This is a genomic window from Pseudomonas sp. Leaf58 (assembly GCF_003627215.1).
Taxonomy (GTDB): Bacteria; Pseudomonadota; Gammaproteobacteria; order Pseudomonadales; family Pseudomonadaceae; genus Aquipseudomonas.
The window spans coordinates 4,146,191-4,169,486 of record NZ_CP032677.1 but is presented as its reverse complement, the minus strand read 5'-3'; the positions used below and the strand labels follow the sequence as shown (position 1 = coordinate 4,169,486).

The 23,296-nt window shown below is 59.7% G+C and carries 15 protein-coding genes, 2 tRNA genes and 3 rRNA genes; 15 read left to right on the top strand and 5 right to left on the bottom strand.

Annotation, left to right across the window (positions count from 1 at the left end):
* Window positions 1-81: 81 nt before the first annotated feature.
* Window positions 82-1,197, bottom strand: coding sequence for a branched-chain amino acid ABC transporter substrate-binding protein (locus tag DV532_RS19405; protein WP_056802214.1), 1,116 nt, complete (start codon window positions 1,195-1,197; stop codon window positions 82-84).
* Between the two features lie 358 nt (window positions 1,198-1,555).
* Between DV532_RS19405 and DV532_RS19395 the strand changes: the two genes are divergently transcribed.
* Window positions 1,556-1,867 (top strand): DUF2288 domain-containing protein, encoded by a 312-nt coding sequence (locus DV532_RS19395; RefSeq protein ID WP_056802218.1) that lies wholly within the window; start codon window positions 1,556-1,558, stop codon window positions 1,865-1,867.
* A gap of 168 nt (window positions 1,868-2,035) precedes the next feature.
* On the top strand, window positions 2,036-2,923 hold the full coding sequence (locus DV532_RS19390; protein ID WP_056802220.1) for an NAD(P)-dependent oxidoreductase: 888 nt from the start codon (window positions 2,036-2,038) through the stop codon (window positions 2,921-2,923).
* Here the strand turns inward: DV532_RS19390 and DV532_RS19385 are convergent.
* Window positions 2,823-5,087, bottom strand: coding sequence for a bifunctional diguanylate cyclase/phosphodiesterase (locus tag DV532_RS19385; protein WP_056802222.1), 2,265 nt, complete (start codon window positions 5,085-5,087; stop codon window positions 2,823-2,825). The genes DV532_RS19390 and DV532_RS19385 overlap by 101 nt on opposite strands.
* A 224-nt stretch (window positions 5,088-5,311) precedes the next feature.
* Window positions 5,312-8,158, bottom strand: a complete 2,847-nt coding sequence (gene rapA / locus DV532_RS19380) for an RNA polymerase-associated protein RapA (RefSeq protein WP_056802224.1) — start codon at window positions 8,156-8,158, stop codon at window positions 5,312-5,314.
* A gap of 150 nt (window positions 8,159-8,308) precedes the next feature.
* On the opposite strand from rapA, the gene DV532_RS19375 reads away from it, so the two are divergent.
* The 8 genes from DV532_RS19375 (at window position 8,309) to DV532_RS19350 (ending at window position 13,683) form a co-directional block, all read left to right on the top strand.
* Window positions 8,309-9,004 (top strand): M949_RS01915 family surface polysaccharide biosynthesis protein, encoded by a 696-nt coding sequence (locus tag DV532_RS19375; protein ID WP_056802226.1) that lies wholly within the window; start codon window positions 8,309-8,311, stop codon window positions 9,002-9,004.
* A gap of 63 nt (window positions 9,005-9,067) precedes the next feature.
* A complete protein-coding gene (locus tag DV532_RS19370; RefSeq protein ID WP_056802228.1) occupies window positions 9,068-9,397 on the top strand; it encodes a hypothetical protein in 330 nt (109 codons plus the stop codon).
* 67 nt (window positions 9,398-9,464) lie between these two features.
* Window positions 9,465-9,626: a hypothetical protein gene (locus tag DV532_RS30430; protein ID WP_162948979.1), complete on the top strand. Its 162-nt coding sequence runs from the start codon at window positions 9,465-9,467 to the stop codon at window positions 9,624-9,626.
* 135 nt (window positions 9,627-9,761) lie between these two features.
* A complete protein-coding gene (gene ccoM, locus DV532_RS31085; RefSeq protein ID WP_003254862.1) occupies window positions 9,762-9,878 on the top strand; it encodes a cytochrome c oxidase subunit CcoM in 117 nt (38 codons plus the stop codon).
* Window positions 9,879-10,093: 215 nt separating this feature from the next.
* Window positions 10,094-12,082, top strand: a complete 1,989-nt coding sequence (locus DV532_RS19365) for an FUSC family protein (RefSeq protein ID WP_056802229.1) — start codon at window positions 10,094-10,096, stop codon at window positions 12,080-12,082.
* Window positions 12,069-12,275 carry a DUF1656 domain-containing protein gene (locus tag DV532_RS19360; RefSeq protein WP_056802231.1) on the top strand — a complete coding sequence of 69 codons (207 nt, stop codon included), beginning with the start codon at window positions 12,069-12,071 and terminating at the stop codon, window positions 12,273-12,275. Before DV532_RS19365 ends, DV532_RS19360 begins: the two co-directional genes overlap by 14 nt.
* Window positions 12,276-12,287: 12 nt before the next feature.
* The gene (locus DV532_RS19355; RefSeq protein ID WP_056802232.1) at window positions 12,288-13,157 is read left to right on the top strand and encodes an HlyD family secretion protein; all 870 of its coding nucleotides are present in this window, start codon (window positions 12,288-12,290) and stop codon (window positions 13,155-13,157) included.
* Between the two features lie 175 nt (window positions 13,158-13,332).
* Window positions 13,333-13,683 carry a DUF2025 family protein gene (locus tag DV532_RS19350; RefSeq protein ID WP_056802235.1) on the top strand — a complete coding sequence of 117 codons (351 nt, stop codon included), beginning with the start codon at window positions 13,333-13,335 and terminating at the stop codon, window positions 13,681-13,683.
* A 102-nt stretch (window positions 13,684-13,785) separates the two neighbouring features.
* Here DV532_RS19350 and DV532_RS19345 read toward each other — a convergent pair whose 3' ends face one another.
* Both DV532_RS19345 and DV532_RS19340 read right to left on the bottom strand, forming a co-directional pair.
* The gene (locus tag DV532_RS19345) at window positions 13,786-16,368 is read right to left on the bottom strand and encodes an EAL domain-containing protein (RefSeq protein ID WP_056802236.1); all 2,583 of its coding nucleotides are present in this window, start codon (window positions 16,366-16,368) and stop codon (window positions 13,786-13,788) included.
* 145 nt (window positions 16,369-16,513) lie between these two features.
* The gene (locus tag DV532_RS19340; RefSeq protein ID WP_056802238.1) at window positions 16,514-17,410 is read right to left on the bottom strand and encodes a formate/nitrite transporter family protein; all 897 of its coding nucleotides are present in this window, start codon (window positions 17,408-17,410) and stop codon (window positions 16,514-16,516) included.
* 457 nt (window positions 17,411-17,867) lie between these two features.
* Between DV532_RS19340 and DV532_RS19335 the strand changes: the two genes are divergently transcribed.
* The 5 genes from DV532_RS19335 to rrf all read left to right on the top strand — a co-directional run bounded on the left by DV532_RS19335 (window position 17,868) and on the right by rrf (window position 23,027).
* Window positions 17,868-19,404 (top strand): 16S ribosomal RNA (locus DV532_RS19335).
* A gap of 79 nt (window positions 19,405-19,483) precedes the next feature.
* Window positions 19,484-19,560: transfer RNA gene (locus tag DV532_RS19330), tRNA-Ile, on the top strand.
* Window positions 19,561-19,566: 6 nt separating this feature from the next.
* Window positions 19,567-19,642: transfer RNA gene (locus tag DV532_RS19325), tRNA-Ala, on the top strand.
* A gap of 238 nt (window positions 19,643-19,880) precedes the next feature.
* Window positions 19,881-22,773: ribosomal RNA gene (locus DV532_RS19320) — 23S ribosomal RNA — on the top strand.
* A 138-nt stretch (window positions 22,774-22,911) separates the two neighbouring features.
* Window positions 22,912-23,027 (top strand): 5S ribosomal RNA (gene rrf / locus DV532_RS19315).
* Together the 16S, 23S and 5S rRNA genes with 2 tRNA genes alongside form the textbook arrangement of a ribosomal RNA operon.
* The last annotated feature ends 269 nt before the right edge of the window (window positions 23,028-23,296 follow it).

Sequence of the window (23,296 nt, the reverse complement as noted above, 5' to 3'; positions counted from 1 at the left end):
CGGGGATCAGGCCCATGAACCTCGTAAAACAAAGCCCACTGCTCGCACAGTGGGCTCGTAGGTCAGCTATTAGTCACGCAGTTACTGAGGGGAGACTTCGGTCTTCGGCTTGCCGAAGTGCCATTCGTAGACCACGAACTTGAAGTCTTTCAGGTCGCCTTTGGCATCGTAGGACAGATCGCCGGTCGGGGTCTTGAAGGAGCCGGCGTGGATGGCTTCGGCCACCTTTGCGGTGTCTTCGGACTTGGCGGCCTTGATGCCTTGGGCGATCAGCTCCACAGCCGAGTAGGCCGGGAACACGAACGGGCCGCTTGGGTCCTTGCCGTCAGCCTTGATGGCATCGACGATCTTCTTGTTCTGCGGGTCGGCATCGAACGACTTCGGCAGGGTTACCAGCAGGCCTTCGGAGGCGTTCTGGGCGATCTGCGAGATGGAGTCGTTACCCACGCCTTCTGGGCCCATGAACTTGGCTTTCAGGCCCTTTTCTTGCGCCTGGCGCAGGATCAGGCCCAGCTCTGGGTGGTAGCCGCCGTAGTAGACGAAGTCGACGTTGTTCTGCTTGAGCTTCTGGATGATCGAGGAGAAGTCTTTGTCGCCGGCGTTCAGGCCTTCGAACACGGCAACTTTGGTGCCTTTGCCTTCCAGGGTTTGCTTGACCGCGGTGGCGATGCCTTCACCGTACTGCTGCTTGTCGTGCAGTACTGCGACCACTTTGGGTTTGACGTGGTCGGCGATGTAGTTGCCGGCAGCCGGGCCTTGGGCGCTGTCCAGGCCGATGGTGCGGAAGATCAGCTTGTAGCCACGGGCGGTGATTTCCGGCGAGGTGGCGGCTGGGGTGATCATGATCACGCCTTCGTCTTCGTAGATGTCGGACGCCGGCTGGGTGGAGCTGGAGCACAGGTGGCCGATGACGAACTTGACGCCGTCGTTGACCACTTTGTTGGCGACTGCAACGGCCTGTTTAGGGTCGCACGCGTCGTCGTATTCCTTGGCTTCGAGCATTTTGCCATCGACGCCGCCCGCGGCGTTGATGTCCTTGATGGCTTGCTTGGCGCCGATGAACTGCATGTCGCCGTACTGAGTCACAGGGCCGGTTTTAGGGCCTGCAATCCCGATCTTGATGGTATCGGCGGCAAACGAATGGCTGGCTACCCCGGCCAGTACCATTGCGGCGAACAGCTTGGAAATCTTGATCATAGTGCTCCACTCATTCTGTTGTAATTCTTATAGTCCTGGCGGCCAGGGCTACAGACCGGGCGAGATTTGCGGCGTGGCCATGCCAACGCGCAAGCCCACCTTCCCCCGAGACATGTCCCGGAACTGTACCGGTACAGTGTAGAGCGCTGTTCGAGCGCTTGAAAAGCGGTCGAAAAGTGCCTGCTTCCTGGGTTGTCGCTTGAACGACACAAAGATACAAAAAAGCGCCATCAAACTGCCTGCATCTGCGGCCCCATCCCACAAGTTCGGGGCCAAGCGACCAAATTACTTATTTGAAACCGGGTTTTTCTGCAAAAATGCCGGCCTTTTTATTGGCTGTTTTTTGCGGGTATCACCCATGACTGATCAAACAAGCACCCTCTATGCCAAATTGCTTGGCGAGACGGCAATCATCGAGTGGAAAGCCCTGGAGCGCTTCTGGGCCAAAGGTGACCTGATTTGGGTCGACCAGAGCCTGGACCTGATTGCCGTTGCCGAGGCGATGGCCGAGAATCGCAGCGAGATCTTCGCCAAGTGGCGTAGTGATGGCACTGTCGGGCCGGTAACGGCCGAGCAGGCTCAGGTGCTGCAAAGCCGCGATCCAGAGATCTGGGCAGTGGTGGTTTCACCGTTCATCGTGATTCAAATCAAGCCCGCCGCAGAGGCTTGATCGTTTTTGGTGCGTGAAAATACGCAGCGGCCCCGTTGTGGTGCTCGAAGGCGTTCATGACGGGTAGAGGTAAGTAACAATTCGGCGTGGCGGTAACAGTTTACGGGATGCGTAATACCCCACTGTTTTGGCGCGCGTGGATAATGTTCGATCCAGTAGGAGTCTTAGATGAGCACTGCACTACCTTCGCTTGGATTCGCGGGTATTGGCCTGATGGGCCTGCCCATGTGCCGGCGCCTGCTGGCAGCGGGCTACGCGCTGACCGTGTGGAACCGCAGCCCGGACAAGTGCGCCGCCCTGGTGGCCGCCGGCGCACGCCTGGCCAGCAGCCCTGCCGAACTGTGCCGCGACAGCGACATGGTGCTGTTGTGCTTGGCTGACACGGCTGTGGTGCGCGACGTGGTGTTCGGCGAGCAAGGCATTGCCCAGGGCGGGCATAGCGGCCAGTTGCTGATCGACTTCTCCAGCCTGGAGCCCACCGCCACCCGGGAAATGGCCGCCGAACTGGCGGCGCTGTGCGGTATGGCCTGGCTCGACGCCCCGGTGTCCGGTGGCACGCCCGGTGCCGAAGCCGGCACGTTGGCAATTATGGTGGGTGGCGCGGCGGCCGACCTGCAGCGTGCGCGCCCGGTGTTACAAGTCCTGGGCCAGCGGGTGACGCACATGGGCGCGGTGGGCGCCGGCCAGGTGACCAAGGCCTGCAACCAGATGATCGTGGCTTGCAATGCCCTGGTGATTGCCGAAGTGGTGGCCATGGCAGAACAGTCCGGGGTCGACGCGACGCTGCTTGCCGAAGCGCTGGCTGGCGGCTTTGCCGATTCCAAACCATTGCAAATCCTCGCGCCGCAAATGGCCGAGAGCCGCTTCGAGCCAATCAAGTGGCACGTGCGCACGCTGCTCAAGGATCTCGATGGCGCGGTCAAATTCTCCCGCGAGCAAGGCTCGGCGACGCCGATCAGTGGCCTCGCCGCGCAATTGATGCGCCTGCACGGTAGCCAGGGGTATCTGCAAAAAGATCCGGCGACCCTGGTCGAACTGTACCGCAGCAAGGGGTAAGTACACCGCTCTGGTGTTGCAGCCGTTCCAGTTGCGGCCGCAGTTCGGCCAGCGGCTCGGGGCGGCCCAGCAGGTAGCCCTGCAGGTAGTCGCAGCCGTGGGTTTCAAGGAACTTCACCTGTTCGGCGGTTTCCACGCCCTCGCTGACGACTTGCAAGTGCAGGGTATGCGCCATGACGATAATTGCCTGGACGATCTCGCGGTCTTTCTGGCTACCCGGCACCTCTTGCAGGAAAGTGCGGTCGATCTTCAGCACATCCAACGGTAGGCGCTTGAGGTAGGCCAGCGACGAGTAGCCGGTGCCGAAGTCATCGATCGACAGCGCCACACCCAAGGCGCGAACGCGCTTGAGCAAATTGACCGTGCGCTGGATATCGCCCATCAGGGCGTTCTCGGTCACCTCCAGTTCCAGTTGCCGGGGCGCGAGCCCTGCGTGGAACAAAGCGTTCTCCACTTCATTGGGTAGCTGTTCATGGCTGAGGGTGACGGCCGAGCAGTTGACCGTAACCTTGAGGTCGCCATAGCCGTGGCGCTGCAGGTAGGCCAGGTCGGCACAGGCGTGGCGCAGCACCCACAGGTCGAGGTCGATGATCAGGCCGTTGCTCTCGGCAATGCCGATAAAGCGGTCGGGGCCGAGCAGGCCGTGTTGCGGGTGCTGCCAACGCACCAGGGCTTCCAGTTTGGCGACTTGGCCGCTACGCAGGTCGAAAATCGGCTGGTAATACACGCAAAGTCCGCGCTCTTCGAGCAGGGCCAGGCGCAGTTCTTCCTCCAGTTGCAAGGCAATCGAGGCTCGGGTCTTCAGGTTGTCGTTGAAAAAGTTCACGCTGTTGCGCCCACTGTCCTTGGATTGGTACAGGGCCAGGTCGGCATGCTTGAGCAGTTCGTCGGCGGTGTTGCCGTCGTCCGGGAAGATACTGATACCGATGCTGGTGGTCATGACCATGCGTCGGCCGCCCAGGTCGATGGGCTCTTTCATGCGCTGCATGATGCGCTGGGCCATGTGCCTGGCTTCGTCGCGGTTGTTAAGGCTGGTGACCACGCAGAACTCGTCGCCGCCAAAGCGCGCGACCAGGTCGTGATTGCGGGTGGCCGCCTTGATGTGATTGGCGATCACCTTGAGCAGTTGGTCGCCAGCGTCGTGGCCGAGGCTGTCGTTGATGCGCTTGAAATGGTCGATGTCGAGGAACATGACTGCCAAGCGGCTTTCAGTAGCCTGGTGTTCGGCCAGGCGTTCGGCGAACACCTGGTTGAAGCCGCGGCGGTTGACCAGGTTGGTCAAGGCGTCGTAGTGCGCGGCCTGCTGCAGCGATGCGCGGGCTTGGTCCAGTTGGCTGAGCAGTACGCTGACGCGGCGCAGGTCATGTTCTTTGCTTTGCAGCTTTTTGTCGGCCAGCGCAGCGCTGACGCTGGCACCGCTGATCAGCAAGGTGATGAAGCCGATACCCAGCCCCAGTTGCAGGCTGTTGTCGCCAGAGGGCAACCGCAGGGCGGTATCGGCCGGGATGACCAGGGTCATGGCCGCCATCGCGGTAAAGTGGGTAGCGACGATGCCGCCGGCCATCAGCAGGCTGGCGCCGTATTTCATGACTTGGTGCAGGATACCGCTGCCATGGCGGAAGTACCGGGCCAGGCACAGCGCGGCCAAGCTGGTAAGCAGGGCGATGGCGGCAGAGGCCAACAGCAGGGTGGTCTGGTAGTACTGCTGGGCGCCGGTTTCCAGGGCGGCCATGCCGACGAAGTGCATGACGATGATGCCCAGGCCAATCAGCACTGCACTCTGCAGGTAGTGCCGCGCGCGCATCTGGCTGCGGTCGAGGCTGTGCATGGCCAGCCAGGCGACGCCCAGGGCAATGAGCAGCGAAAGAATGGTAAGGGAAACGTCATAGTGCACTTCTACCGGGGCCTGGAAGGCCAGCATGCTGATGAAGTGCATGGCCCAGATGCCCCCGGCCAGGCAGCAAGCACCGAGCATGTTCCATTGCCGGTGGGCGGTGGGGTCTTCGCTGTGGGACTGGCGCTCTGCCATGTCCAGGGTAGCGAAGCACGCCGCACAGGCAACAACGTAAGCGATTAAAACCAGAAACGGCTCATGCCGGCAATCGATGACGATGCGCCCGGTGGCCGGAAGGTCAGTGAACAGTTGCAGTCCCAGCCATTCCATTGAATGCCTCTTGATCGAGTTTTCACTCGTCTGCGCTACGACCCTGTGCAGACTGTCCAGAGGCAGTATAGGAAGAGGTGCTTAAGCCTTCCTGACTAATGGCATATTGATTTCAATGATTTGGTTATCAGTTTGATCGCAGCTGGGAATATACAGTTTGGCCGCTGTACGGTCCCTGTAGGAGCGGCGTTGTGGCCGCACCTACAGGGACCGCGGAGGCAGGATTAGCCGGCCACCAACACGCGAATGGCTTCCAGGCGCAGGGCGGCCTTGTCTAGCATGGCCAGGCCGTCTTTGCGCTGCTTGCGCAAGGCGTCGATTTCACTATCCCGTACGCTTGAGTTGACGGCCTGCAGCGCGATCAGGCGCGCCAGCTCTTCATCAGCCTCCGCTGCCAGGCGGCGCTGGGCCTCGGCCACGCGCTCAATGTGGGTCGGCAGAATCTTCTCTTCACCACCACTGATGCGCTTGGCCAGCACGTCACGCTGGGCCTGGACGAACTTGTTGGCGCTGGCGCGCGGCACACTCTCAAGTTGGTCGTTGAGGGTTTCGAAGGCCACGCGTGACGCCAGGTCGTTGCCGTTGGCATCGAGCAGGCAGCGCAATGCTGCCGGTGGCAGGTAGCGGCCGAGTTGCAGGCTGCGCGGCGCCACCACCTCGCTGACGAACAGCAGTTCGAGCAGCACGGTGCCCGGCTTGAGCGCCTTGTTCTTGATCAGTGCCACGGCGGTGTTACCCATCGAGCCGGACAGCACCAGGTCCATGCCGCCTTGCACCATCGGGTGTTCCCAAGTAAGGAACTGCATGTCCTCGCGCGACAGCGCCTGGGCACGGTCGTAGGTGATGGTCACGCCTTCGTCGTCGCCCAGCGGGAAGCTGGCGTCGAGCATCTTCTCGCTCGGCTTGAGGATCAGGGCGTTTTCGGAATGGTCTTCGCTGTCGATGCCGAAGGCGTCGAACAGGGTTTCCATGTAGATCGGCAGGGCAAACTGGTCGTCCTGTTCGAGAATGGCTTCGACCAGCGCCTCGCCTTCGCCAGCGCCACCGGAGTTGAGCTCTAGCAGGCGGTCACGGCCTGTATGCAGTTCGGCTTCCAGGCGTTCGCGCTCACTGCGGGCATCGGCCACCAGGGCACTCCAGGCCTGGCTTTCACCACTTTCCAGCAGCGGCAGCAGGCGCGGGCCGAACTGGTGTTGCAGGGCGTTGCCGGTCGGGCAGGTATTGAGGAAAGCGTTAAGGCCTTCGTGATACCACTGGAACAGGCGCTCTTGCGGGCTGTCCTGCAAGTAGGGGACATGCAGTTGAATGGTGTGCTTCTGGCCAATCCGGTCCAGGCGGCCGATACGCTGTTCGAGCAGGTCTGGATGCGCTGGCAGGTCGAACATTACCAGGTGGTGCGAGAACTGGAAGTTACGGCCTTCACTGCCGATCTCGGAGCAGATCAGCACCTGAGCGCCAAATTCTTCGTCGGCGAAATAAGCCGCGGCGCGGTCACGCTCAAGAATGCTCATGCCTTCGTGGAACACCGAAGCCGGGATGCCGGAGCGCACCCGCAGGGCGTCTTCCAGGTCCATGGCGGTTTCGGCGTGGGCGCAGATCACCAGCACTTTGGTGCGCTTGAGCATTTTCAGGGTGTCGATCAGCCAGTCGACGCGCGGGTCGAAGCGCCACCAGCGCTCGTCTTCGGCAACGTCACCCTGCGCCTGGAAAGCGACTTCCGGGTACAGTTCGGCCTTTTCGCCAGGGGGCAGGTCGCGGTATTGCTCGGGCATTGCCACCGGGAAGGGGTGCAACTGACGCTCGGGGAAGCCCTGGACAGCGGCACGGGTGTTGCGGAACAGTACGCGGCCGGTGCCGTGGCGGTCGAGCAGTTCGCGGATCAGGCGGGCGCTGGCCTGGGTGTCACCGTCGCTGACTGCGGCCAGCAGGGCTTCGCCTTCGGCGCCGAGGAAACCCTGGATGGTAGCGTGGGCCTGGGGCGACAAGCGGCCTTCGTCGAGCAGCTCCTGTACGGCCTCGGCCACCGGGCGATAGTGCTCGCTCTCGGCGCGGAAGGCAGCCAGGTCGTGGAAACGGTTAGGGTCCAACAGGCGCAAGCGGGCGAAGTGGCTGTCTTGGCCGAGTTGCTCGGGGGTGGCTGTGAGCAGCAACACGCCCGGGATCACCTGGGCCAGCTGTTCGACCAGGGCGTATTCGGCACTGACCTGGTCTTCGTGCCAGACCAGGTGGTGCGCTTCATCCACCACCATCAGGTCCCAGCCGGCGGCGAACAGCGCGTCCTGGGCCTTTTCGTCGTCGACCAGCCATTCCAGGGCCACCAGCGCCAGCTGGGCATCCTCGAACGGGTTGCTGGCGTCGCTTTCGATGAAGCGCTCGGCGTCGAACAAGGCGACCTGCAAGTTGAAGCGGCGGCGCATTTCTACCAGCCACTGGTGCTGGAGGTTTTCCGGTACCAGGATGAGTACGCGGCTGGCGCGGCCCGACAGCAACTGCCGGTGGATCACCAGGCCGGCCTCGATGGTTTTGCCCAGGCCTACTTCGTCGGCCAGCAAAACGCGTGGGGCGCTGCGGTCGGCGACTTCGCGGGCGATGTGCAACTGGTGGGCGATGGGTTGCGCGCGGCAACCGCCCAGGCCCCACAACGCCGACTGCATCTGCTTGCTGGTGTGCTGCAGGGTGTTGTAGCGCAGGCTGAACCACGACAGCGGGTCGATCTGCCCGGCGAACAGGCGGTCGCTGGCCAGGCGGAACTGGATGAAGTTCGACAGTTGGGTTTCTGGCAGGGTGCGCGGCTGGTTCTGACCGTCCAGGCCGTGGTAGACCATTATTCCGTCGATGTCCTCGACCTCGCGAACGGTCAGCTTCCAGCCCTCGAAGTGGGTGATCTGGTCACCTGGCGAGAAGCGCACGCGGGTCAGCGGCGCATTGCGCAGGGAATACTGGCGGGTGTCGCCAGTGGCCGGGTAGAGCACGGTCAATAGGCGGCCATCCTGCGCCAGGATGGTACCCAGGCCGAGCTCTGCTTCGCTGTCGCTGATCCAGCGTTGCCCCGGTTGATACTGCTGCGCCATACTGCCTGAACTCCCGCGGTGAAAAAGCCGGTTATGTTAACGGATCGGCCGACCAGACCAAAGTGCTGAGCGCACCGAAAGGTATCGAAAGGCACAGTCTAGTCGTTTCATCGCCCTGTACTGCGCCGCTGACGAGGGCACCGGATCAACATGTCTGCCAAGCACCGCTGGATCAGCGCTTCGATGGCCGTGGGCAGCCTGCTGCTGCTGAGTGCCTGCGAGCAGAAAGACTTCGCGACCTTACCCCCTATCCCGATGGAGCAGCTTGAGGTACTCGGCGTGCAGACGCCGATCAAGAGCGTGCATTTTCGTGACCGCGACGGCGAAGGCTTGCTGGTCTTGAGCCGCAGCGATGGCCAAGCCAGCGACCCGGATAGTGAACAGGAAGTGGACAAGGTGATACTCAGGGCCACCTTGTACGGGCGCTCCGCCGAAAGCGACGCGTTCAAGGCACGCTGGCAGATCGAGCAGGAAACCACGTGCCCCGGCCTGGACCTGGACGTGGACTTCTATAACGATGTCAGTGATGCCAGCGACTTGAACAAGGACGGCGTGGCCGAAGTGACGGTGGCCAGCCACGCCTTCTGCGGCGGCGGCATCGACCCGCACGACATTGCCATTGAGATGCGCGAAGGGCAGGCCAGCTACACCATCACCGGCCAGTCGCTGATTACCCCGGCGGGTGAAGAACCAATTGGCGGTGAGCGTGAGGACAGCGCCTCGCTCAAAGCGGCGCCGCAGGTGCTGCGTGAGCACATGGACGCGGTTTGGCAGCAGGTTTACAAGCGGCCTTGGAGCGAAGCCAGCCCGCCCAGCGACGACGAGCCCGACGACGATGCCGAATAAGTGCCCTGCATGACATCAAGGTAAGCCCGCGCCTGCCGATACAGGGGGCATAGGAGAACGTCCATGCTGCCGCCGATCATTCCGCTTAGTGCCGCCCCGGTGACCTCGCAACAGGACCCGGTCAAGCCGACCCCCGACATCAAGCCAGTGGTGCCGACCCAGCCTGCCTCCAGCGAAAGTACCATCGACCTCAAGCACCAGCGCGACCCACGGGAGCAGGCGCTGCTGCTGCGCGACGAGCAGCGCCGCCAGCAGCAACGCCGGCACAAGGGCGACGATGAGCGCTACAGTGCCGTGCCGGGGTACGAGGTCAACGCCGATAACACCGTGCCGGTGGCACCGATGATGGGCGAGCACGTACGCCAGGGGCTGCTGGTGGACATCGAAGTCTGACGCGGGGCTGGTCAGCGTCCGCGCCGGGCTTCATCATGCAAGTCTCAGTTGATCGTCGAGCCCACCCATGAGCCAAGACAACCTCATCGATTTCGATGCCGAACGCGCTAAACGCGTCCACGACCTCAAGGAAAAGCGCCTGAACGAAATGCGCAACGCATTCGAGCAGGCCCTGCCGTTGAACACCAGCAAGAAAAAGAAGCCCAAAGGCAAGCCGAAGAAGCGCTGAAAACTGACGCAGGTCAACCCTGCACCCGCCTCGTGTGCCCGGCCCCGGGCACTATTGACACCGATCAATTTTCCCCACCCCCACTTTGGTTATCTTGCACCCATCGGACAACGGCAAACGAATGGGGAGGCCAGCATGTTCTTCGACAACGTGGTTATCGCCGGTGTGGTAACGGTCGGGTTGATGGTCGCCTTCTTTGCCGGTCTGGGCATTTTCATCTGGAAGGACTCGAACAAGCGCAAACCGCGCTGACCTTCTGGATACACGAGCACGCAAGGCATTTAGGGCGACTTCGGTCGCCCATTTTTTTTGCCTGCGATTTAGGTGTTGTGTGTGCCGGCCACTTTCGTGGGCCCAGGAAAGGCTGTGTCCCAGTAAAGATGATTAGCTAGCTAATTAATCGTTTGCGTTTTATCCTTCTCCCCGTTGTCTATCTTTTCTACAAGACCATCCGCAAGGTTCGCCTCGTGCCAATCACTCTCCAGGCCCTGTTCGCCCCCAGCAGCCTCGCCCTCAAGTTCGCCATCAAAACCTTGCTCGGTGGCGGCCTGGCGTTGTGGTTGGCGATGCGCTGGGGCTTGGAACAACCCTCTTGGGCACTGATGACCGCCTTTATCGTCGCCCAGCCGCTGTCGGGCATGGTGGTGCAAAAAGGCCTGGCGCGCTTGGCAGGGACTTTGGTGGGTACGGTCATGTCGGTGCTGTTTATCGGCTTGTTCGCCCAGACCCCAGGGCTGTTCTTGCTCACCCTGGCGCTGTGGCTGGCCCTGTGTACCGCAGCGTCCACCCAGATACGCAGCGCCTGGGCCTACGCCTTTGTACTGGCTGGGTACACGGCGGCAATCATCGCCTTGCCGGCCATCGACCACCCGTTGCAAGTGTTCGACCAGGCAGTGGCGCGCTGCACCGAAATCTGTCTGGGTATCTTCTGTGCTACCGCCAGCAGTGCTTTGCTTTGGCCCATGCGGGTGGAGCAGCAGCTGGGCGGCCAGGCCCGCCAGGCTTGGCAGAACGGCTTGCAAGCTGCCAGCGCGATGCTGGGCGGCGAGGACGAGGCGCGCAAAGGCTTGCTGGAGAGCTTGGGGCGTATCGTTGCCATTGACAGCCAGCGCGAGCACGCCTGGTTCGAAGGCAACCGCGGGCGCCAGCGTGCCCGCGCCATTCGCGGTCTGAGCCAGAAATTGATGGTGCTGTTGCGCATCTCCCGTTCGGTGCGCCGGCAGTGGCGGCAACTCGATGAGCGAGAGGCCGAACACCTGGCGCCTTGGTTGGCGCAGGTGCGAGCACTGCTCGGCAAACCTGACCAGCCCAGCCTGTTGCTGCTGCGCCAGCGCATCTGGGACGCCGCCCACGATGAACAAATCAGTTCGGCCGAGCACTTCTGCCTGGCGCGCATGGCCCTGCTGCTGGATTACGCCATGGCTGCCAGCCAGGCACTGGCTGATGTGGAGGCCGGCAGGGCGCCCAAGGATGTGCCTCAGGGCCTTGCCGCGCACCGCGATTGGTCGCTGGCCTTGCTGTTCGGTTCACGCAGCGCGCTGGCCTTTTTGGTAATGAGCGGCTTCTGGCTGGCTACGGCCTGGCCTTCGGCGCCGGGTGGCCTGGTGTTGACCTGTGTGGTATGCAGCCTGTTCGCCAGCCGCGAGAATGGTGCGCAGATCGGCTTGAGCTTTTTGCGCGGGATCTTCCTGGCAATTCCTGCAGCGTTTCTGGTCGGGCAAATTTTGTTGCCGCAATGGAGCAGCTTCGCCATGCTTTGCCTGGGTATGGGCGTGCCGCTATTTTTCGGTGCGCTGGGTATGGCCCACCCTCGGACTGGGGCCACGGCCACGTCGTACTGCCTGCACTTCATTGTGTTGGTGTCACCGCTTAATGCCATGCATTTTGGCGTGGCCACCCTGCTCAACAGTGCACTGGCCATGCTGGTAGGGGTGTCGGCGGCGGTGATGGCCTTTCGTTTGCTGGTGTTTCGTCACCCGGCTTGGCTGGGCCGACGCCTGCGCGCGGCGACCCAGAGCGACTTGGTGCGCCTAACCCGGCGCGACCTGCGCGGGGCGGACAGCTGGTTTGGTGGGCGTATGGCCGACCGCCTGATGCAGTTGGCGCGGCATGCCACCGAGTTGCCCGAAAGCGAGCGCAAACGCTGGGATGACGGCCTGCATGGGCTGGATATCGGCGATGAACTGGTCCACCTGCGCATGTGCCTGGCGGTCGCCCAGGCCCCGTTGGGGCAGGCCGAGCGCGAATACCTGCTGCAGGTGCAAGCGGTGCTGGCCCAGGGGCCGGCGCCCGGTCGCGGGCAGCACCTGGATAGCGCCAGCAAGCAGTTCATCAGCGCGTTGCACCGGTTACCCTCGAGCGACCCGCTGAGGTTGGCCGAAGGCGCGGTGCTGCAATTGCAGAAAAGCTGGGGCAAATGGTGCCGTTGGCAGGAGGAAGCCCATGGGGTTGCGTGAGTGGGAAGTGGGCGGCGTGCTTTTCAGTCCGTTTCTGGTTTATGTGGTGCTGGCACTGCTGCTCACCGGGTTGCTGCGTCTGCTGGTGCAGGCCACGCCGTTGGGGCGCTGGATCTGGCATGAAGCGCTGTTCGATGCGGCGCTGTTCGTTTGTGTGCTGTTCCTGGTGGTGCGACTGCTGGGAGCTTTATAAAGGAGTGTTTCGATGCGTGCGGCCGTACGTATTCTGGTGACCTTGTGTGTGGTGGCCCTTGCTGTGTTCGCCGGCTATCAGCTGTGGCAGTACTACATGCTCACCCCCTGGACCCGCGATGCCCGTGTGCGCGCCGATGTGGTGGTGATTGCGCCCGATGTGTCCGGCTGGGTGCGCGAGCTGAAAGCCCGTGACAACCAGCAGGTCAAGGCCGGCGACTTGCTGATGAGCATCGACCGCGAGCGTTTCCAGGCGGCTTTCGACCAGGCCAGTGCCGTGACCGAGACGCGCGCCCAGCAACTGCGCCTGCGCGAGCGTGAAGCGGCCCGGCGTACCGCCTTGGGGCCGGAGGCGATCAGTGCCGAGTTGCGTGAAAACGCCCAGATCAATGCCGCCATCGCGCGTGGCGAACTGCATGAGGCCGAGGCGCAATTGCAGGTTGCCAAGATCAACCTGGCGCGCAGTGCAGTGCGGGCACCGCGCAGCGGGCATATCACCAACCTGCGCCTGGCCGAAGGTAATTACGTGAACATTGGGCAATCGGTGATGGCCCTGGTGGACGATTCAACCTTTTATATCCAGGCCTACTTCGAGGAAACCAAGCTGCCGCGCATTCGCGAGGGGGATGCGGTGAAGGTTTGGTTGATGGGGGCGGGCGAGCCGATGCAAGGCCACGTGGAGAGCATCAGCCGCGGCATCACCGACCGCAATAGCAACCCCGACAGCCAGTTGCTGCCGGAGGTGGAACCGACCTTCAACTGGGTGCGACTGGCGCAGCGCATACCGGTACGCATTCGCCTGGACCAGGTGCCGCAGGGGGTGACCCTGAGTGCGGGGATGACGGCGAGTGTGCAGGTGCAGGAGGACCGCGATCGGCAGTGAGTGCCCTAGGGGCTGCTGCGCAGCCTGGTATGCACTTGATTGCGGGCGGTGAACGATGAAAGCCATGGCATCTGTGCGGCGCCTTGCGTTAGGCTACTGAGCACGAGTTGCCCAGTAGAGGTAACCGTTTCCCGCCCGGCGTGCGTATCTTCCGATTTTTTTGCGAGGTTACGGCATGGCCATCACTTCCCAGGACATCTGCACCGCTGCCGATCAGCTCAAGGGCTTTGTCGGTTTTCATGGCAAACGCGGTGTGCATATTGTGCGCTTTTCTGAAGATTCGTTTGGCATGGACGTGGCAGACGCCAGTATCACCCCGTGCAGTGAGTTTGTCTGGCGCCTTGAGCAAGGGCAGCGCATGGCCCTGTGCCGCGACCGGCTGTCGCTGTTGCTGGAGCAGCATGTGGATGACCGCTTGAACATCGGCGAACCGCTGCGCGCCTACCTGCGCCGGCGCGACCTGCCGGAAATCGTGGCCGAACGCAGCTTGCAGCAGGGCCAGGCTGCCCTTGGAAGAAACACATAGCTTGTTGATCTGGCTGGAACTCTGTTGGAGCGGGCTTGCCCGCGAATCATGCAACGCGGTGTATGGCACCGGCTTTGCTGGTGTTCGCGGGCAAGCCCGCGCCTACAGGTAGGGCGCCGATCGCTCAGATGCCTGGTGCAGCAACGCCTCCACCCCCGCGCTGTCTAGCGGCCGGCTCAGGTAATAGCCCTGCACTTCATGGCAGCGGTCCTTTTCCAAAGCCCGCAGCTGCTGCTCGGTTTCCACCCCTTCGGCCGTCACCGTCAGCCCCATCGCCTCGCCCAGGTTGATGATGGCCTGAACCACGGCGCGGTCGTTGCCGCCGCTGTTGTTCAGCCCGGCAATGAAACGCTTGTCGATCTTGATGCTGTCGAACGGGTAGGTGCGCAGGTAGCCCAGCGACGAGTAGCCGGTGCCGAAATCGTCCATGTTAAGGCGCACGCCAAGCTCCTTCAGCGACAGCATGGTACCCAGCGCGCCTTCGATGTCGTTGAGCATCACGTTCTCGGTGATTTCCAGCTCCAGGCGCTGGGCCGGGAATGCGGTGTCCAGCAGGATCTCGCGTACGTCGGCCACCACATCGCTGCGCAGGAACTGGGCAGGCGACAGGTTCACCGAAACCAGTACGTCGGCTGGCCAGTCGTGGGCGGTGCGGCAGGCTTCGCGCAGCACCCAGCGGCCCAGCGCGACAATGATGTCGCTCTGCTCAGCCAAGGGGATGAAAGTGTCAGGCCCCAGCAACCCCTCCTGCGGATGCTGCCAGCGCAGCAAGGCTTCGACCGCGACGATGCGCAGGTCGCTGAGGCGGTAGCGCGGCTGGTAATGCAGTTCGAACTCCTGGTCACGCAGGGCTCGGCGCAAGTCGTTTTCCAGCTGGCGACGGTATTGGATCTGCTGGTTCATTTCGGCAGCGAAATAGCGCCATGTGTTCTTGCCATCGGCCTTGGCCTGGTACAGGGCAATGTCCGCGCAACGGATCAGTTCGCCGGCATCGAAACCCTGGGTACGAGTCTGGGCCACGCCGATGCTGGTGCCAATGTGCAGGGGCTGGCTGTCGAAGAGGATGGGTTGTTGCAGCAGGCTGATCAGGCGCGCGCAAAAGCGGTCGATCTCGCTGCGGTTGTCCATGCCGCTGAGCACCAGGATAAACTCGTCGCCACCCAGGCGCGCAACCAGGTCACCGTCACGGGTGGTGTCACGCAGGCGCGTCGCTACTTCTTGCAGCACGGCGTCACCGGCGGCGTAGCCAAGCGAGTCGTTGATCGGTTTGAAATTGTCCAGGTCCAGCAGCAGCAGGGTCAGTGGCGGCGAATCGCTGCCGCGCAGCAGTGCCTGCTCCAGATGCCTGGCGAGTTTGTTGCGGTTGGCCAGCCCCGTCAGCGGGTCATGCAGTGACAGGTGCTGGATACGCGCATGGGCGTCGACTTCGTCGGTGATGTCGCTGGCGGTGCCGCGATAACCGATGGGTTTGCCGTCGCAGCAAATGGCGCGGGCCGAAATCCGGCAATAGCGGTTCTGGCCATTTTTGTCACGGTAGGTGCAGCGCAGGTTGGCCAGCTGTTGCGGGTCGGCCGTGGTGAGGGCATCCAGCCATGGCGACAGCGGGGTGGTATCGCAGGCCAGCAGCTGATTGATTGGGTGGCCGAGCCAGTCGTCCACCGAATAGCCGGTGACATTGGCAAAGCGTTGCGACAAGTAGGTCAAGCGTTGTTGTCGGTCGGTTTCCCAGATCCAGTCGGACGCCGACTCGGCCACCGCGCGAAAACGCTGCTCGCTGGCCTCCAACGCCTGATTGCTGCGTTGCAGATGCGCGAGCGTCAGGTCGATCGCCCGCGAACTGCGCAAGGCGTGACGGAACAGGTACAGCATGGCCAGGCCGAGTATCAGCAAGGCACCGGCCAGTGGTGGCAATACTGCCGACAGTAACTGACGCCCCGGCAGCGGGCTGCTCCAGGACAAGTGGTAGCCGGTCTCGCCGAGGTCAATGCGCAAGTGGCCGTGCTCACCTACCTCATTCTTTTCCACATGCATGCCGGTCAGGCCAGCACTGCTGCTCAACCGCGCCAGCTTGTCCTCGGTGAGTTGGTCGACGAACAGCATCACCGGCGCCTGGCTCACCTCGCTGTCGGTAACCTCCCGGTCAGGGCGCACAGCGGCGGCACTGAGCACGGCCGGCCAACCATTGAACAGCACAAAGCGGGTGATTTGTTCCCGGGGGACAGCCGCAGCGCGGGCTTGGTCGATGATCGGCTGTAGCGTTGCATCTATATAGGTACTGGCCGCCGCCTGGGTAGGTTGGCCTTTGAACAAGGCATAGGTAGTGCGCGTGTCTTCTACCACGAACACCCCTTCATAGCCGCTGGCGCTGTACAACGACTCGCCCACGTTCTTTTCTTCGTAGGCCCATTTCCAGTCGGCCTGGCCCGCCAGGTGCTCGAAGGCTGCATCCCACACGGCGTAACTGGACAGGAACTGGCGCGAGGCGAGCAGCCGCTGCTCCAACGCCTGGGTCGCCTGTGTGGCGCTGCGCTGGCGCTCCTGATGGTCAAGAGTGCCTGCGATATTGAACAGGGCGCCGAGGATGACCAGGCCGGCCAGGCCGAAAACGGCGCTGAAGCCGGCGATGAGGCGGCGCACCTGCAAACGTGGTGTGGGGCGGGGTGCAAGGTTGGCGGTCCTGGCCATGCGCGAGCGGCTCCTTCAGGCAGCCTCCCGCCAGGCGGTCAGGAAGGAGGTTCAATCAGGATAGGCCAGCTTGCGCGTGGCAGCTTCGCCGTGGGTAAAATTGACTTGATCGCGGCCAGTCTGTTTGCCGGTATGTGGCTGAGGCTCATTTTTCTGAGTCCTTGCGGCGTGGGGTGGCCGGTTGGTCATCTTTCATTAATTGCGAGGGCGGCTTGCCGTTGTCACTGCGCACCTGTGCATGGCTGATCAGGCCGAAGATGAAGCTACCACCAATGATGTTGCCCGTCAGAGTCGGCAAGGCGAACTCCAGCCAAAAGCTGCGCCAGGTTTCATCACCGGCCCAGACCAGGTACGACACCTCGACCGAGCCAACGACTATATGGGTGAAGTCGCCCAGAGCCATCAGGTAGGTGATCATCAGGATGATCCAGATCTTGGCGTGCTCCATCGATGGGATCATCCAGACCATGGTCGCGATCATCCAGCCCGAGACGATGCCTTTGGCGAACATCTGGCTAACGTCGTTCTTCATCACCTTGCGGCCGATTTCGAGGAAGGCCACGTCAGTCTTGCTGTCGAAGATCGGTAGCTCCAGCATTACCCAGGCTACCAGCAGGGTGCCGGCGAGATTGCCGAGCAGAACTACGCCCCAGAGCCGAAGCAGGCGCCCGAAGTTGGTTAGGGTAGGGGAGGTCATGATGGGCAATACGGCGGTCAGGGTGTTTTCGGTGAACAGCTGCTGGCGCGCCAATATGACAGCGAGGAAGCCTGCGCTGTAGCCGATGCTGGCAATGACTTGGGCACCGTCGCCTTCCGGCAGGCGGGCGTAGAATAGGCCCATGGCCATGAGCGACAGCCCCATCGACAAACCCGCGGCCAGTGCCGACCACCACAACGCGGCTAGGGTACGTTCTAGTTCCTGGTCGCCCTGGTAACGAATGATCTCATGCAATACCGCCGCACGTGGCGGCTGGTTATGGCTGACTTCTTGCTCCTCATCCGCCGATAGACCGGGGGTTTTCTCGCTTTGCGCTTCGCTCATGGCCGCTCCGCTCCGTTGAGGTATTTCTCTACAGATTCGCGCCGCTTTCATTAGTTGCCGGCGGCGGCTAAACAACAGCAGAAAGTTTTTTCAGTTCAAGGTGTTGACTCTGATGTTAAAGCGCGTATTATTCGCCTCCTCGCAGCGATAAACGCTACGAGGCAAGCGGTAAGATGTTGAAGTTGTTGGCTTTTGAAAGAAAGCGGTTTCAAAAAACTTCAAAATAAACGCTTGACAGGCTCTGAGGAAAGCGTAGAATGCGCGCCTCGGTTGAGACGAAAAGCTCTTAACCAAACGCTCTTTAACAAATTGAATCAAGCAATTCGTGTGGGTGCTTGTGAGTATGGACTGATAGTCAAAAAGATTATCAGCATCACAAGTGACCATGCGAGAAATCACATAGTCATTTGAGATTGCTGAGCCAAGTTTAGGGTTTCTTAAAAACCCAAGCAGTATTGAACTGAAGAGTTTGATCATGGCTCAGATTGAACGCTGGCGGCAGGCCTAACACATGCAAGTCGAGCGGATGAGAAGAGCTTGCTCTTCGATTCAGCGGCGGACGGGTGAGTAATGCCTAGGAATCTGCCTGGTAGTGGGGGACAACGTTTCGAAAGGAACGCTAATACCGCATACGTCCTACGGGAGAAAGCAGGGGACCTTCGGGCCTTGCGCTATCAGATGAGCCTAGGTCGGATTAGCTAGTTGGTGGGGTAATGGCTCACCAAGGCGACGATCCGTAACTGGTCTGAGAGGATGATCAGTCACACTGGAACTGAGACACGGTCCAGACTCCTACGGGAGGCAGCAGTGGGGAATATTGGACAATGGGCGAAAGCCTGATCCAGCCATGCCGCGTGTGTGAAGAAGGTCTTCGGATTGTAAAGCACTTTAAGTTGGGAGGAAGGGCAGTAAGCTAATACCTTGCTGTTTTGACGTTACCGACAGAATAAGCACCGGCTAACTCTGTGCCAGCAGCCGCGGTAATACAGAGGGTGCAAGCGTTAATCGGAATTACTGGGCGTAAAGCGCGCGTAGGTGGTTTGTTAAGTTGGATGTGAAAGCCCCGGGCTCAACCTGGGAACTGCATCCAAAACTGGCAAGCTAGAGTACGGTAGAGGGTGGTGGAATTTCCTGTGTAGCGGTGAAATGCGTAGATATAGGAAGGAACACCAGTGGCGAAGGCGACCACCTGGACTGATACTGACACTGAGGTGCGAAAGCGTGGGGAGCAAACAGGATTAGATACCCTGGTAGTCCACGCCGTAAACGATGTCAACTAGCCGTTGGAATCCTTGAGATTTTAGTGGCGCAGCTAACGCATTAAGTTGACCGCCTGGGGAGTACGGCCGCAAGGTTAAAACTCAAATGAATTGACGGGGGCCCGCACAAGCGGTGGAGCATGTGGTTTAATTCGAAGCAACGCGAAGAACCTTACCAGGCCTTGACATGCAGAGAACTTTCCAGAGATGGATTGGTGCCTTCGGGAACTCTGACACAGGTGCTGCATGGCTGTCGTCAGCTCGTGTCGTGAGATGTTGGGTTAAGTCCCGTAACGAGCGCAACCCTTGTCCTTAGTTACCAGCACGTAATGGTGGGCACTCTAAGGAGACTGCCGGTGACAAACCGGAGGAAGGTGGGGATGACGTCAAGTCATCATGGCCCTTACGGCCTGGGCTACACACGTGCTACAATGGTCGGTACAGAGGGTTGCCAAGCCGCGAGGTGGAGCTAATCTCACAAAACCGATCGTAGTCCGGATCGCAGTCTGCAACTCGACTGCGTGAAGTCGGAATCGCTAGTAATCGCGAATCAGAATGTCGCGGTGAATACGTTCCCGGGCCTTGTACACACCGCCCGTCACACCATGGGAGTGGGTTGCACCAGAAGTAGCTAGTCTAACCTTCGGGAGGACGGTTACCACGGTGTGATTCATGACTGGGGTGAAGTCGTAACAAGGTAGCCGTAGGGGAACCTGCGGCTGGATCACCTCCTTAATCGACGACATCAGCCTGCTGATGAGCACCCACACGAATTGCTTGATTCAAGAAGTTGAAGACGATCAAGACCCTATATAGGTCTGTAGCTCAGTTGGTTAGAGCGCACCCCTGATAAGGGTGAGGTCGGCAGTTCAAATCTGCCCAGACCTACCAATATGCGGGGCCATAGCTCAGCTGGGAGAGCGCCTGCCTTGCACGCAGGAGGTCAGCGGTTCGATCCCGCTTGGCTCCACCACTTACGCTGTACTGCTTGATCAAACTCAGAAATGAGCATTCGCTTCGAATGTTGATTTCTGGCTTTTGTCAGATCGTTCTTTAAAAATTCGGATATGTGATAGAAATAGACTGAACACCAGTTTCACTGCTGGTGGATCAGGCTAAGGTAAAATTTGTGAGTTCTGCTCGAAAGAGCGACGTGCGAATTTTCGGCGAATGTCGTCTTCACAGTATAACCAGATTGCTTGGGGTTATATGGTCAAGTGAAGAAGCGCATACGGTGGATGCCTTGGCAGTCAGAGGCGATGAAAGACGTGGTAGCCTGCGATAAGCTTTGGGGAGTCGGCAAACAGACTGTGATCCAGAGATCTCTGAATGGGGGAACCCACTCAGCATAAGCTGAGTATCTTGTACTGAATACATAGGTGCAAGAGGCGAACCAGGGGAACTGAAACATCTAAGTACCCTGAGGAAAAGAAATCAACCGAGATTCCCTTAGTAGTGGCGAGCGAACGGGGACCAGCCCTTAAGTTGGTTTGAGATTAGTGGAACGCTCTGGAAAGTGCGGCCATAGTGGGTGATAGCCCCGTACACGAAAATCTCTTATCAATGAAATCGAGTAGGACGGAGCACGAGAAACTTTGTCTGAATATGGGGGGACCATCCTCCAAGGCTAAATACTACTGACTGACCGATAGTGAACTAGTACCGTGAGGGAAAGGCGAAAAGAACCCCGGAGAGGGGAGTGAAATAGATCCTGAAACCGTATGCGTACAAGCAGTGGGAGCCTACTTTGTTAGGTGACTGCGTACCTTTTGTATAATGGGTCAGCGACTTATATTCAGTGGCGAGCTTAACCGAATAGGGGAGGCGTAGCGAAAGCGAGTCTTAATAGGGCGTTTAGTCGCTGGGTATAGACCCGAAACCGGGCGATCTATCCATGGGCAGGTTGAAGGTTAGGTAACACTGACTGGAGGACCGAACCGACTACCGTTGAAAAGTTAGCGGATGACCTGTGGATCGGAGTGAAAGGCTAATCAAGCTCGGAGATAGCTGGTTCTCCTCGAAAGCTATTTAGGTAGCGCCTCATGTATCACTGTAGGGGGTAGAGCACTGTTTCGGCTAGGGGGTCATCCCGACTTACCAAACCGATGCAAACTCCGAATACCTACAAGTGCCGAGCATGGGAGACACACGGCGGGTGCTAACGTCCGTCGTGAAAAGGGAAACAACCCAGACCGTCAGCTAAGGTCCCAAAGTCATGGTTAAGTGGGAAACGATGTGGGAAGGCTTAGACAGCTAGGAGGTTGGCTTAGAAGCAGCCACCCTTTAAAGAAAGCGTAATAGCTCACTAGTCGAGTCGGCCTGCGCGGAAGATGTAACGGGGCTCAAACCATGCACCGAAGCTACGGGTATCATCTTATGATGATGCGGTAGAGGAGCGTTCTGTAAGCCTGTGAAGGTGAGTTGAGAAGCTTGCTGGAGGTATCAGAAGTGCGAATGCTGACATGAGTAACGACAATGCGAGTGAAAAACTCGCACGCCGAAAGACCAAGGTTTCCTGCGCAACGTTAATCGACGCAGGGTTAGTCGGTCCCTAAGGCGAGGCTGAAAAGCGTAGTCGATGGAAAACAGGTTAATATTCCTGTACTTCCAGTTATTGCGATGGAGGGACGGAGAAGGTTAGGCCAGCCTGGCGTTGGTTGTCCAGGTTTAAGGTGGTAGGCTGGAATCTTAGGCAAATCCGGGATTCTAAGGCCGAGAGCTGATGACGAGTTGCCTTTAGGCGACGAAGTGGTTGATACCATGCTTCCAAGAAAAGCTCCTAAGCTTCAGATAACTGGGAACCGTACCCCAAACCGACACAGGTGGTTAGGTAGAGAATACCAAGGCGCTTGAGAGAACTCGGGTGAAGGAACTAGGCAAAATGGCACCGTAACTTCGGGAGAAGGTGCGCCGGCGAGGGTCAAGGACTTGCTCCGTAAGCCCATGCCGGTCGAAGATACCAGGCCGCTGCGACTGTTTATTAAAAACACAGCACTCTGCAAACACGAAAGTGGACGTATAGGGTGTGACGCCTGCCCGGTGCCGGAAGGTTAATTGATGGGGTTAGCGCAAGCGAAGCTCTTGATCGAAGCCCCGGTAAACGGCGGCCGTAACTATAACGGTCCTAAGGTAGCGAAATTCCTTGTCGGGTAAGTTCCGACCTGCACGAATGGCGTAACGATGGCGGCGCTGTCTCCACCCGAGACTCAGTGAAATTGAAATCGCTGTGAAGATGCAGTGTATCCGCGGCTAGACGGAAAGACCCCGTGAACCTTTACTATAGCTTTGCACTGGACTTTGAATTTGCTTGTGTAGGATAGGTGGGAGGCTTTGAAGTGGGGACGCCAGTTCTCATGGAGCCATCCTTGAAATACCACCCTGGCAACTTTGAGGTTCTAACTCAGGTCCGTTATCCGGATCGAGGACAGTGTATGGTGGGTAGTTTGACTGGGGCGGTCTCCTCCCAAAGAGTAACGGAGGAGTACGAAGGTGCGCTCAGACCGGTCGGAAATCGGTCGTAGAGTATAAAGGCAAAAGCGCGCTTGACTGCGAGACAAACACGTCGAGCAGGTACGAAAGTAGGTCTTAGTGATCCGGTGGTTCTGTATGGAAGGGCCATCGCTCAACGGATAAAAGGTACTCCGGGGATAACAGGCTGATACCGCCCAAGAGTTCATATCGACGGCGGTGTTTGGCACCTCGATGTCGGCTCATCACATCCTGGGGCTGAAGCCGGTCCCAAGGGTATGGCTGTTCGCCATTTAAAGTGGTACGCGAGCTGGGTTTAGAACGTCGTGAGACAGTTCGGTCCCTATCTGCCGTGGACGTTTGAGATTTGAGAGGGGCTGCTCCTAGTACGAGAGGACCGGAGTGGACGAACCTCTGGTGTTCCGGTTGTCACGCCAGTGGCATTGCCGGGTAGCTATGTTCGGAAGAGATAACCGCTGAAAGCATCTAAGCGGGAAACTTGCCTCAAGATGAGATCTCACTGGGATCTTGAATCCCCTAAAGGGCCGTCGAAGACTACGACGTTGATAGGTTGGGTGTGTAAGCGCTGTGAGGCGTTGAGCTAACCAATACTAATTGCCCGTGAGGCTTGACCATATAACACCCAAGCAATTTGCGCACGAAGCCAAATTGTGGTGGTGAAGATGATACGAACCGAAAGTTCGCAACGAACCACAAATATCACATATCCGAATTCGCTGGGCTGTCCATCTGGACATTCTGGCTACAGAATTTCTTGACGACCATAGAGCATTGGAACCACCTGATCCCATCCCGAACTCAGTAGTGAAACGATGCATCGCCGATGGTAGTGTGGGGTTTCCCCATGTGAGAGTAGGTCATCGTCAAGATTCATTTCGCAAAACCCCTATCTGCGCATGCAGGTAGGGGTTTTGTCTTTTTGGCGCAAAAATTCCAGCCGCCCCATCCCCAGCCTTGCCCCCCTGGTAGGAGCGGGCTTGCCCGCGAACACCGGCAAAGCCGGTGCCACCCACCGCGTCCTGTGCTTCGCGGGCACGCCCGCACGATATTCCCCTCAAATTAACGTGACTTTCCTGTGACTACCCTTCGTCAAGACTTTGGTTCGGGGCTCTCCTGGCCCTGGGTAAAGCGATGCCAG

Bases quoted from the DNA above. Each gene is read 5' to 3' on its own strand.
- DV532_RS19405 (WP_056802214.1), bottom strand. From the start codon at position 1,197: ATGATCAAGATTTCCAAGCTGTTCGCCGCAATGGTACTGGCCGGGGTA.
- DV532_RS19395 (WP_056802218.1), top strand. From the start codon at position 1,556: ATGACTGATCAAACAAGCACCCTCTATGCCAAATTGCTTGGCGAGACG.
- DV532_RS19390 (WP_056802220.1), top strand. From the start codon at position 2,036: ATGAGCACTGCACTACCTTCGCTTGGATTCGCGGGTATTGGCCTGATG.
- DV532_RS19385 (WP_056802222.1), bottom strand. From the start codon at position 5,087: ATGGAATGGCTGGGACTGCAACTGTTCACTGACCTTCCGGCCACCGGG.
- rapA (WP_056802224.1), bottom strand. From the start codon at position 8,158: ATGGCGCAGCAGTATCAACCGGGGCAACGCTGGATCAGCGACAGCGAA.
- DV532_RS19375 (WP_056802226.1), top strand. From the start codon at position 8,309: ATGTCTGCCAAGCACCGCTGGATCAGCGCTTCGATGGCCGTGGGCAGC.
- DV532_RS19370 (WP_056802228.1), top strand. From the start codon at position 9,068: ATGCTGCCGCCGATCATTCCGCTTAGTGCCGCCCCGGTGACCTCGCAA.
- DV532_RS30430 (WP_162948979.1), top strand. From the start codon at position 9,465: ATGAGCCAAGACAACCTCATCGATTTCGATGCCGAACGCGCTAAACGC.
- ccoM (WP_003254862.1), top strand. From the start codon at position 9,762: ATGTTCTTCGACAACGTGGTTATCGCCGGTGTGGTAACGGTCGGGTTG.
- DV532_RS19360 (WP_056802231.1), top strand. From the start codon at position 12,069: ATGGGGTTGCGTGAGTGGGAAGTGGGCGGCGTGCTTTTCAGTCCGTTT.
- DV532_RS19355 (WP_056802232.1), top strand. From the start codon at position 12,288: ATGCGTGCGGCCGTACGTATTCTGGTGACCTTGTGTGTGGTGGCCCTT.
- DV532_RS19350 (WP_056802235.1), top strand. From the start codon at position 13,333: ATGGCCATCACTTCCCAGGACATCTGCACCGCTGCCGATCAGCTCAAG.
- DV532_RS19345 (WP_056802236.1), bottom strand. From the start codon at position 16,368: ATGGCCAGGACCGCCAACCTTGCACCCCGCCCCACACCACGTTTGCAG.
- DV532_RS19340 (WP_056802238.1), bottom strand. From the start codon at position 17,410: ATGAGCGAAGCGCAAAGCGAGAAAACCCCCGGTCTATCGGCGGATGAG.